Source organism: Bradyrhizobium sp. Leo170 (assembly GCF_004296405.1).
In the GTDB taxonomy this organism is placed as follows: Bacteria; Pseudomonadota; Alphaproteobacteria; order Rhizobiales; family Xanthobacteraceae; genus Bradyrhizobium.
The window spans coordinates 1-10,165 of record NZ_PSRR01000314.1; the positions used below are offsets into that span (position 1 = coordinate 1).

Genomic DNA, 10,165 nt, shown 5'->3' on the forward strand with positions numbered 1-10,165 from the left:
CGTCTGAAATCTCTGCTCACGATCCCCTGAAATCCGTGCTCACGATCCCGCGAAACATGCATCCAATCGCGATTCTTGACGAAAAGGTCGTCGAACTAAGATTATAGAAGTAGATCGCTCCACGCGCTGGGTAAGACGGATCATTGTAGCACAACATGTCTTCTATCAGACCAGTCAATACTATTATATGCCCGTCCCGTAGTGTTTCGTTCCCGGAGATTGACGGCAGACGCAGCGCAGCCCAGATTGGCCCTCGTGCGATCAACGTTTCTGCAATAAAATCATGCGTAAATCCGTCATCTGGCTGCTTGAGCCTCTCTAATCCTTCGATGCGCGCCAACCAGTCAAACTGGTAGCCGTTGATGCCTACGTCAGCCCGCCAAACGGAAGGTAGACCCAGCCGAGGCCCTGGGCGAAAGCGCGCAGCCTCTCGGTCATGGAAGCCATTGGATCGCAGCCGGTACGCTATGGCAACGTCTAACCAGGTTGACCGCGACTCCGGCCCGTGATCCGTGACGCGCCATGATGGTCCAGTGCCCCGTCATCGCGGGCGATCTTCACCACACGCGAACAACTCGAAAACAATTACAATAGAATAAGGCTTCCGGTTTCCTTGGGCGGGTCGATCCACGTCGTCCAGCCTAATTCTCCTTCGCCCAGAGTCCATTCCGGTGTCTGCCCGAGCGCTAATTCTAGTTGGAGATCCCATGCCAAGGGCTCGCGCAGAATAACGCTAGTGAGACGGCAAAGGATGGCATGGCTCTCGCAACTGGGCAGCAGTGACCGAAACTGCTGCTGGTTGAGGGGGCCGAGGCAAAGCCGGAATTTGCCTACGATGTCCGGCATGGTTTCACCAGCAAGGGTATCAACGCCGAGCTCAAGACCAGGCCGGCCAAGGCGCCACTGCGCCTGCTGTGGAATGTCGATCTCGCGCCAGATGAATTCCTCGACCCGGGCTGAAATGCAGAGATGGCTGGAAATCAAGCCGGCCACAAGCTTGGCGGACCGGCTGCACAAGGCAAGGACGCCGGCATGCGGCAGCAGCCGCGCCCGCCACTCCCGTTCGCCGGCAGTGTCTTCCCCGGGCACGAGTCCAAAGAGCGTGCCAATCAGCACCGAGATCGCGTCGGTTGCGCCCTCCTCGAACCGTAAATGGTGACGGTAGTACCGCCAGATCCGCAGCAGCAGGCCGATCAGACGGTGATTGAAAAAATCAAAAAAATCGCCGAGCGATCCCATGCCGTCTGCATGCATGACCCGTTCGGCGTAGAAGGGCGGCAGCGGCGAGGAGGGACCATGCAGCCCGAGGAAGTTGACGTTGACCTCCACGCGCTCGCCGGCGGCCTTGGCCTGTCTGAGTCCCGCGATCTCTTCGGCAGGAAACCCAAGCGTCGGCGCCGCGCGGAAGCGCACGGCCTCCCGCGCGGGATCGTCGGTGGATCCGATCGGGGGAGCGTCGCTGAAGCGCCGCTCGAGATGCGCAACGAGCGAGAAGAACCCGAATGCCGAAAGCTCATCGCGTTCGTCGGGCGCCGTCAGAGTGCCGTGATCGATCCGCTTCTCGCTGGCCATAGGTAGTGTGCGTTGCTTTCCGTGCCGCGAATCGAAAACCGGTGCAGCATATTGATGCCGGCAAACGTCGCGAAGAAGGCGTCGAGTACCGCTCCCAACAGGAACAATTCGCTCTCGCCACCGATCTTGCTGTCGATCACGGCCAGTTCGATATTTCGCATTCGGATCGGGGCCCCGCGCACCACGTGATCGGTGTCCGTGCTCACGAACTGATCGAGGCCTTCGAGCAACAATTCCAGGCGACGACGCGCCTGAACGTCGTAGACTGCACGAAACTCGTAGCTGGCAAGAACGGTCCGCAACGCATCGACGTTAGCCATCGCTCCGTAGTTGCGCGCCAGATTGGTCATCAGACGCCGCAACAAGCCATCGCCGACCGGTGGCGGCACTTCTGGAACCACAGCCGTGATGTTGGAGAAGGTCACCGAGCGAGGTGTATCAGAGGTCGGCAGATCCACGCTACCAATGGGTAACCGGTCAGCAATGGGTCCGTTGGAGCAGGTCAATTGCAGGGATGCGACGTCGATCGGCGGATGTCGGCCGATGTCGAGCCGGTCAACGAAGCTCACGTAGTGATCGACGCCCCGGCCGACCACAGCCGGCCGGATACGCTCGCGAAAGTAGGCGCGGTTGCGCTCGGCGCCCGGCAGATCGTGGCGCAACAGGTCGAATGGCTCGAACTCGATGCGTTCGGGACGGCCTTGGACATAGCCGGTCACACCATCGACGGACCGGATGGTGAAGTTTGGCCCTCCCGAGGCAAGTACGCGGTATTCGGTCTTGGTCCGATTCAGCCGAATTGGCGAGGCCTCATGGCTGAAGACATTGATTGCCGGCGTGCAGTTCAAGCAAATCTGGCCTTTGCCGACGCGCAACTGGGCAGGGAACGGGCGCCGAAACTCGAAGGTAAGCCTGCACTCAGTCTCCGTGTGGCCTGCAAGCGGCTCAAGACCAGATAATTCGACGTAGAGAAATTTCGACGGATAGCTCAGATACTCCTGAATGATCCGGAAACCTGAGAAGGCGTTGTGCGGCCAGGGCAAAACCGCCTCGTCATCGCTAAAGCCGACAGGCGCGATCTGTGCTGAGCCGATTGCGGCGACCTGTCGATCGGCCACGGTCACAGCTCCCTGCGAGGCGTGACGGCACAGCCATGCCAATAAGCAGCGTCCCACTTGCGGCTCTCGTTCGGTCGAGAAGAAAAGACGGAGCCGACCCTTTTTAAGACATGACAGGTTTTGCTGGCCGGTTGCTTTGATACCCAAGGTAAGGCGAGCGGAATTCGTCCGGTTCTCGAGCTGGACATCAATCATCTCAAGCGGCAGCACGTCAATTGAGTAGCAGGTGACGAAAGTGCAGTTCGTTCCTTCAATCGGCCGCGAACGCACGCTCGTGCCGGCCGGCACGTTCAGGCTCGCAGCGCTCGCCGATGATTTCAAGGCAAAAGACAGGGTCGTGATGGGCGGCAGGGCTTGAAGATATTGCGGCCATACCATCCGCAACAGGCCGTGGACGAATTCGGGAAATTCGTCGTCGAGCTTTTGGCGCAGCCGCGCGACAAGGAAGGCGAAGCCTTCGAGCAACCGCTCGACGTCGGGATCGGTGGCATCCTGCCCGAGAAAGGGCGCAAGCTTCGGATTGGCCAACGCGAAGTCAGCGCCGAGCTCGCGCAAATAGGAGAGTTCGTCCTCGTAATAGGGATTAAGGGCCATCGCCGCCTCAGCCCCTTATTCGAACGTGCTTGTCGCAGATCGCATCGAAGGAAATTGGCTCCATCTGGTCGTCATAATCGAGCGTCGCGTTGACGTGAAAGCTCAGCTGCAGCGGGTTGTCGGGATCGGCATGAAAGCGGATCGACACATTCTTCAAGCGGGGCTCAAATGTCTCGATCTGCTGCTTGAGCAAACGGGCGAGCGCGCGGACTGCGTCGGCTCCCTGCCCGACCGCGTCGTTCAGATCGGGCATGCCGAAGTCCGGCCGTGTTTCGCAGCAGCCCTGGCGTGAGTTTAGAACCCGACGCAGGTTGTCCAGGACGCTTGCCCTGAAGCGTTCGAATGACACCGGATGGGTCGGCGACCCGTTCTCCAAGCGCTCCATAAGGCTGCGGTCGAACATCGCCTGTCACCTTCAGTGCTTGTCGAGCCTACCCTTGAGCGTCAAAGCAAAGTCTGCACCCATGTACTTCAAATGTGGAACGACGGCGATGCCGACGCGATACCAGCCCGGTTCACCTTCGACGTCCTCGACGATGATCTCCGCCTTTCGCAAAGGCCGCCGCGAGCGCACCTCTGCCGACGGATTCTCTTGATCGGCGACATACTGATGGATCCAGTTGCTCAGCTCGCCTTGCAGCTCTTGCCTGCTCTTCCAGGAGCCGATGTTCTCGCGTTGCAGCACTTTGATGTAGTGGGCGAAACGATTGATGATGAACATATAGGGCAGCTGGCTGCCGAGCTTATAGTTGAGCTCGGCCGCTTTGCCTTCCTGGCTGTTCCCGAAATATTTCGGCTTCTGCACGGAATTAGCCGAGAAGAAAGCGGCATTGTCAGCCCCCTTGCGCATGGTCAGCGCGATGAAGCCGTGCTCGGCTAGTTCGAACTCGCGCCGGTCCGAGATGAGCACCTCAGTCGGCACCTTAGTCTGCAATTGTCCCATTGCCTCATAGGTATGCAGATTGAGGTCCTCAACCGCGCCGCCAGACTGGGGGCCGATGATGTTCGGGCACCAGCGATACTTGGCGAAGCTTTCGGCTAAGCGCGTCGCAAAGGCAAAGGCAGCGTTGCCCCAGAGGTAGTTGTCGGTTTCGCCGTCTGAGGCCTCCTGGTAATTAAAGTCCTTCACCGGAACCGTCTCTGGACCATAGGGCAAGCGCAGCAGGAAGCGCGGCAGCGTCAGGCCGAAATAACGAGCGTCCTCGCTTTCGCGGAACGAGTTCCACTTGGCATATTTTGGTCCCTCGAACACCGATTGCAGGTCCTTCAGGCCCGCGATCTCCTCGTAACGTTCGACGCCGAACATGTCCGGTGCAGCAGAAGCTATGACCGGTGCATGCGACATGGCGGCCACTGCGCTCATGTGCCGCATCAGCTTAACATCCTGGCTGCCACTGCCAAACTCGTAGGCCGCTATCATGGCCGCGACGGGCTGGCCGCCGAACTGGCCATATTCTGCGGTGTAGACGTGCGTGTACAGGCCCGACTTGACGATCTCCGGGCTGTCCTCGAAGTCGGTGAGCATTTCGTCCTTGCTGACACTAAGGATTTCTATCTTGATGTTCTGACGGAAATCGGTGCGGTCGACGATGAACTTAAGCCCGCGCCAAGCCGACTCGAGCCGTTGGAACTGGTCTGTGTGCAGCACGTCGTCCAGCTGAGTCGAGATTTTGCGATCGATCTCCGCGATCATCTGATCGACGAGCGCATTGTTGACCTGCTCGTCGGCCCGGTTCGGTTTGATGAGCTCGGCGACAAAAGCTGCGACGCCCCGGCGGGCGAGGTCGTAACCCTCGTCGCGCGGGGTCATCCTGGTTTCGACGAGGACCTGATCCAGCAACGAAAGGTCAGTGGTCGTGGTGGCGACTTCGGCCGGCTGCTGCGCACTTGTGTCGGTCATAGCGCTCGCCCCTCAAGGAATCTCGTTGATCCGCTCACTCGCTCTTGCCGGTGAGCTCGCTCAGGAGCCGCGGCCGCGCGCCGTGGTCTTCGAGCAGATTCTGGATGGCCTTGCGGAAACCCGGCACGTTGCCGAGCGGGCTCTTCAGAGCGATCAGGGCGGCGCGTAGTTCGGTCAAAACGCGCAGTTCGGGGATTTGCTGCACGATACGCTCGGGTTCGAAGTCCTTGAGGCTCTGAAACTGCAGTGACACCGACAGCTTGCCAGCCTCAGGCCGATCGTCGAGCTTATTCTCGGCGGAGATATGAAGAGTCAGTTGCTGGCTTTTGACAACCTCGTTAAAATTGTCCTTGTCGATATTGACGAGCTCGCGCTGGTCAATCGGGCGGTTATCGGCCTGTCCGGTGAAGTCGCCCAGAACCAGCAATTTGAGCGGCAGCTCGACATCCTCCTTGAGGTTGCCGGTTGCCGGCTTGAAGCGTATATTGATGCGCTCCTTTGGAGCGACCGAGCTTTCCTGTGCCATATCAGCTCCTGTTTAAGACTCTGCCCTGATAAAGTCGGCTAGCGACCAAGCTGGCTCTCCCGTGCGATATCGATGCTAGCGACCCTCTTTCGGATTTGCTGGAGCACGGCGCAACGGCGCGGCTCGTCAATCAATTGCTGAGAGTCGGAATGGGTCATCGCGCGAAAGCGCAATTCGGCGACGTCGAGCGCAAGCCGAGGCTCCCAGCGTTCGAGATTACGCTCGGCGATCACCTCTTCCATGTGCTCGAGCAGCGGGACGGCGGTCGTCACGAAGCCGGTTTCGATGCAGAAACGTGCTTGCGCAAGCTGGCCCACGAACCGCGCTCGTTCTCCGCTCGCGCCATCCAGCGCACGTGACAGCTTCTCGAGGGCAGCCTGAGGCTGCCCATCGCCAATCAGCTTATGTGCCTCAACAACCGCTTCGTCGGCAGGATCACGGCCCGGCGACACGTCTGCACCACCGACGGCGGCCCAGGCGCGGGTTTCCTCATCCGCGAACGCCCGGCCGTCATTGAATTGAAACGTCAAGATCCGCGGATAGCGTGTGACCAGCAGGGCTACGCTCGCGCGCACTGCCGCGGCCGCCGGCTCAAAGAGCGGCCCCATTTGCTCCAATGCTTTCGCGGCATGCCGGTGAACGTCGAGCCAGAACGGTGACATCCAGACGATCTCTTCGGCCAGATTCAAGACATCTGCGTGCTGACCGGCCGCTATTTTGGCTTCCAACGCTGCGATGTCCGCAGGCGCAAATATCGTTGTGCGGCCGCCCGTATCCGGCGGCAGGGCGTCAAAGCGCATCCAGGAGCCGACACGATTGAGCAGATAAACCGTCGGGTTTGTGGGGGACGTGACGCGCCGGGCGGCCGAAGCTAGGCGCAGCATATCAGGCAAGTGGTCGATCAAGCCGGCCCGGTCGTCATCGGCGCCAGCCGGTCGTGCCACCTCCGGTGTTGCCGGTTGAGCGACCTCGACCGGCGAAGTGGATTCCGCCGGGGCGACGCCGGCCTGCTCGACAGCTCGGGCCGCCTCCGCCGCACGTTCCGTGGGCACGGCGCTTGCGCGCTTGGCTTCTTCGTAGTGCGGCCGCAGACCCATCAACAACTCGCCCAAAGAGGCTTGCTCATTGACCAGCTTGTCGCGCAGCTGGCGATCGAGATCGTCAAGCGCCTCGTAGGCGGCGAGAACTGCCGGATATTCAGTTTCGATCGGCACATTCTCGGCCACCTCCGGCCCAACGCGACCAACAAGCCAATCGATTGCTCCGACCCGCGCCCGTTCCCGCTTGATCGGCGGAAAGAGCCCCTCCCAATGCGCATCCACCATGTCGCGCAAAACGCCTAGGCCGACCGCAAGGCCCTGGTATCCTCCGGTCCGGAACAGACCGTAGGTGGCCCAACAGACAACCAAAAGGTCCTTTGACTGATTCGACAGGATATGGAGCGACAGCGTGCTGACCTTGCTCCAATCAACCGCAGTCGGTCCGTCGGCGTCCATGCGCCGGACCTCGGTTTCGAGCTGTTCAAATTCGGGCGCATCACGGACATTCGTGCCGGCGGGCGCGGGGCCTGGCACAGGCGCCGCACCATGGCGCGCACGCGAATCGATGTCGTCGCGAACCAGCAACCGATAGTCAATCACCATGTGAAAACCATATGCGAACGCGCATTGCGACGGATCGCGCAAAGTCAACGTCGTACCCGCCGCATACAATAAGCTGAGAGGCGACACCCTTGTAAGCCATCACTACCGTCCTTCCGCAAGCGCTGCCGTATGACGTCCGCCTTCACCTCCTTCAAGCCTTATGCCAATTGCAATGGCTTGATTAGCAAAAGCGATTTTCTCAATCGGAGGCGTCACGGCCCCGACAGCATGTTGCAAACCCGACATCAGAGGTGGTGGCTATTGGGATCGGCTCAGTCATTGGCAGGAAGGAGCCTTGGGCTTAGGCAAACTGCGCCGCGCTCGCCCGCCTCGCGAAACTTTGAAAGAAGATGAGGCGAGGATTTTCAACTCGGTACGTCGATGGATCATCGTTGGAACAATTCATGCCGTACGCGACTTTAAGCGCACTTCCGACTTGCGATGCAGCAGTATTGGGTGAAGGCTCAAGTGTCTTCTCGTGTGAATCGGAGCAAATGATGAGCGATGGGGAGCCTGGACCGTCAAAGACCGCCCAATCCAGAGTTGATGGGACTGAGCGCACGAACGAGCCTGCTGTTGAAGCGAGTTCTTCGGCCGTCGAGGCTCACCGAGCGAGCAGCTCTGCCCCGGAGCAGATGCGCTCTGAACCGCGGGATTTGGGTGCGTCTTCAGTTGGCGTGGATCGTGGTGCGCCAAGCCGCGAAGGACATGAGGCGCGTTCCGGTAACGAGCCCTGGTCGGGTCATCAATCACCGCTTGGGCCGTCCGTGCCCAATCCAAGTGCAGGACCTGCCGTTGACAGCGATCATGACGCCCGCGAGCCTTCAACTGCGGTGGTGAGAACAGCGGTGACCCGCCGCAGGCCCTTATGCAGCGTCCATCCCGACGACAAGGAACGCCTCAATGAAATCCTCAACGATTTCAAGAGCTCTGCGAGAGCGGTCCAGCCTGCCGCGCATCGACTCAAGCCGCGAACCCCCATCGTCATTGCGAGCTCCATTCGCGGCTTTTCTTGTTGGCTCTACGAACAGAAAAAGCAAGGGATTGTTGTTCGGCCTCACGACCGTTCGCTGGACGAAGATGCCGAGCTTTACAGATCAACGAGAAAAAGAAAAAGAATCACTGGGCATCTGGCTTATCTCCGGAACTTCATGTTGGGCACCAGTGCGCCTGAATTATCGCGCCCACGGCTAGCCGCCTATCCTGACGATGAGACTCTCATCCAAAAGGCAGTCGCTGCGGCCAAAGCGGACATTGTGAACGGAACTCCATGGCAGGGTTTCCGAACGCCGCCCGATATTAACAGGGTCGCTAGCCGTCTTCGTGGGTTCAGTGAGTGGCTCAAGACACATGCGAAAAGCGCGATAGCGGGCCGCCTCGACGACCCATCGCTGCAGGAAGATCGTGAGACGTACTTGCGCGTCAAAGATAGCTCGCGCGCCGCGACTTGAATCTGCTTTCGACGTACAACTCGCGACGCGAGTCTCCTGCGTCAGCTATCAGTGACAGCGACTTAGATTTGTTGGAGCTGCTTGAGCAGGAGATGGAAGTCGAGGAGCCACCGTCAACCGCAGGGGACATCGCCCCGCAGCACACCTTGCTGCAGGCGACTCCCGCGGCGGCCGCCATGCGCGATGACGGCTTGGAGCTGCGGACGCACCTGGCGCTGTTGGAACAGGAGATGGAAGTCGATGGGCCAACAGAAATCTGGGAAGGTGATTCGCAGCTCAACTCATTCCAGGAGTCGCTCGAACAACTGCTCGTCGTGCCAAGTACGCCACCGGCGTATGATTTCGGACAGGTCGTCCCCTTGGGCTTCAATCACGGCCCCCAAAGCGCCCCCGACGTCCTGATTGGCGCACTGAATAGAAGAGGCATGCTGCCGCAGTCATGGCAGCAGCCGACAAATCTGATTATTCATGGTCAGCCCTATATGGCGGTGTTGGGGCCATGGAAGACGGAAGTGACCCCCAACAATCCCTTCGGCGCGATCATCGCTCTGCGGCCCCGGTTTAAAGGAGGCTAAAGTCCGCGGCCGGAGGCTGGGCGCGATTCTTCCATCCTACCACCTGTGGCATCCACGCTGGGTCCACATCAGGACGATGTTCTTGATGGGTTTGCAGGCACGTGTCGATCCACCGCTCAGACAGACCGGCCGCGCGGAGAGGTTCGCTTTTAAGTCGGTCCCTCGGTGTCGAGGCGTCCGATGGGCTGGTCTCACAGCCCGACTACCACGATCCGGTGCAGGACGGGGTCGCGTGCGAGCCGTCCGAGTCGTTCACACGTTCTGGCACCCGGCCAAGGTTCTGGTGCCGGCAAGAGGCGCGCCAGCCAGCTCCATCAGCCCAAACGCATCAGCGAGTTGGGGGTCGCGAATGCGCACGACCGCTCAGTCGATCCTGCAGTGCCCGCCGATCGGCGACGAGGTTATCGAGGTGAAGCGGCTCGTCATCAGGCCGCTCTCCTTCCGCCAATCGTCTCGCCAGCGCCCGTGTGCCGTCCACCACAAAGACGCCGCAATCATAACTGTTCCGCTGTTGGGCCATGCGGGCGGACTGAAGGTTGGCGCCAAGGCGTTCCGCGAGTTGTTCTGCGCTAGCGACGTTAGATTTCCCAGAGGAGTCGTAGTGATAGGCAGCTACGTTGTCCCGATTGCGGCGATCAACGAGCAGCAGCGACCAGTGGTTGCCGGCCTTGGCACCTGTGCCATTGTTCACTGGCGCGAGCAGGAAATCGGCGGTGTCGTTCTCACCCTCATCATAGACGATTCCTTGCACGGCTAACAGCAATTCGGTCGCGTCGTCGGTCGAGC

Annotated in this window: 10 protein-coding genes; 2 read left to right on the forward strand and 8 right to left on the reverse strand. The window is 60.0% G+C overall.

What is annotated here, in order from left to right:
- Positions 1 to 16: 16 nt before the first annotated feature.
- The 7 genes from CWO89_RS49755 to tssA all read right to left on the reverse strand — a co-directional run bounded on the left by CWO89_RS49755 (position 17) and on the right by tssA (position 7,401).
- Positions 17 to 469 (reverse strand): papain-like cysteine protease family protein, encoded by a 453-nt coding sequence (locus tag CWO89_RS49755; RefSeq protein ID WP_130582933.1) that lies wholly within the window; start codon positions 467 to 469, stop codon positions 17 to 19.
- A 116-nt stretch (positions 470 to 585) separates the two neighbouring features.
- Positions 586 to 1,572 (reverse strand): type VI secretion system baseplate subunit TssG, encoded by a 987-nt coding sequence (gene tssG, locus CWO89_RS34595; RefSeq protein ID WP_130582925.1) that lies wholly within the window; start codon positions 1,570 to 1,572, stop codon positions 586 to 588.
- Entirely contained in the window at positions 1,536 to 3,245 is a 1,710-nt protein-coding gene (tssF, locus tag CWO89_RS34600; protein WP_165421449.1) for a type VI secretion system baseplate subunit TssF, read from the reverse strand. The genes tssG and tssF overlap by 37 nt, the downstream gene beginning before the upstream one ends.
- A 46-nt stretch (positions 3,246 to 3,291) precedes the next feature.
- A complete protein-coding gene (gene tssE / locus CWO89_RS34605) occupies positions 3,292 to 3,687 on the reverse strand; it encodes a type VI secretion system baseplate subunit TssE (protein ID WP_130582927.1) in 396 nt (131 codons plus the stop codon).
- Positions 3,688 to 3,699: 12 nt separating this feature from the next.
- Positions 3,700 to 5,184, reverse strand: coding sequence for a type VI secretion system contractile sheath large subunit (gene tssC, locus CWO89_RS34610; protein ID WP_130582928.1), 1,485 nt, complete (start codon positions 5,182 to 5,184; stop codon positions 3,700 to 3,702).
- A 34-nt stretch (positions 5,185 to 5,218) separates the two neighbouring features.
- Positions 5,219 to 5,710 carry a type VI secretion system contractile sheath small subunit gene (gene tssB, locus CWO89_RS34615; RefSeq protein WP_130582929.1) on the reverse strand — a complete coding sequence of 164 codons (492 nt, stop codon included), beginning with the start codon at positions 5,708 to 5,710 and terminating at the stop codon, positions 5,219 to 5,221.
- Between the two features lie 38 nt (positions 5,711 to 5,748).
- Positions 5,749 to 7,401 (reverse strand): type VI secretion system protein TssA, encoded by a 1,653-nt coding sequence (tssA, locus tag CWO89_RS34620; protein WP_130582930.1) that lies wholly within the window; start codon positions 7,399 to 7,401, stop codon positions 5,749 to 5,751.
- Positions 7,402 to 8,201: 800 nt separating this feature from the next.
- On the opposite strand from tssA, the gene CWO89_RS34625 reads away from it, so the two are divergent.
- Both CWO89_RS34625 and CWO89_RS34630 read left to right on the forward strand, forming a co-directional pair.
- Entirely contained in the window at positions 8,202 to 8,804 is a 603-nt protein-coding gene (locus CWO89_RS34625) for a hypothetical protein (RefSeq protein ID WP_130582931.1), read from the forward strand.
- 92 nt (positions 8,805 to 8,896) lie between these two features.
- Complete coding sequence (locus CWO89_RS34630) at positions 8,897 to 9,379, forward strand: hypothetical protein (RefSeq protein ID WP_130582932.1); 483 nt, start codon at positions 8,897 to 8,899, stop codon at positions 9,377 to 9,379.
- 328 nt (positions 9,380 to 9,707) lie between these two features.
- Here CWO89_RS34630 and CWO89_RS34635 read toward each other — a convergent pair.
- Positions 9,708 to 10,165 (reverse strand): Ulp1 family isopeptidase (locus CWO89_RS34635; RefSeq protein ID WP_245476717.1); only part of this gene is annotated, 458 nt, incomplete at its 5' end.

Bases quoted from the DNA above. Each gene is read 5' to 3' on its own strand.
- tssG (WP_130582925.1), bottom strand. From the start codon at position 1,572: ATGGCCAGCGAGAAGCGGATCGATCACGGCACTCTGACGGCGCCCGAC.
- tssE (WP_130582927.1), bottom strand. From the start codon at position 3,687: ATGTTCGACCGCAGCCTTATGGAGCGCTTGGAGAACGGGTCGCCGACC.
- tssC (WP_130582928.1), bottom strand. From the start codon at position 5,184: ATGACCGACACAAGTGCGCAGCAGCCGGCCGAAGTCGCCACCACGACC.
- tssB (WP_130582929.1), bottom strand. From the start codon at position 5,710: ATGGCACAGGAAAGCTCGGTCGCTCCAAAGGAGCGCATCAATATACGC.
- CWO89_RS34630 (WP_130582932.1), top strand. From the start codon at position 8,897: ATGGAAGTCGAGGAGCCACCGTCAACCGCAGGGGACATCGCCCCGCAG.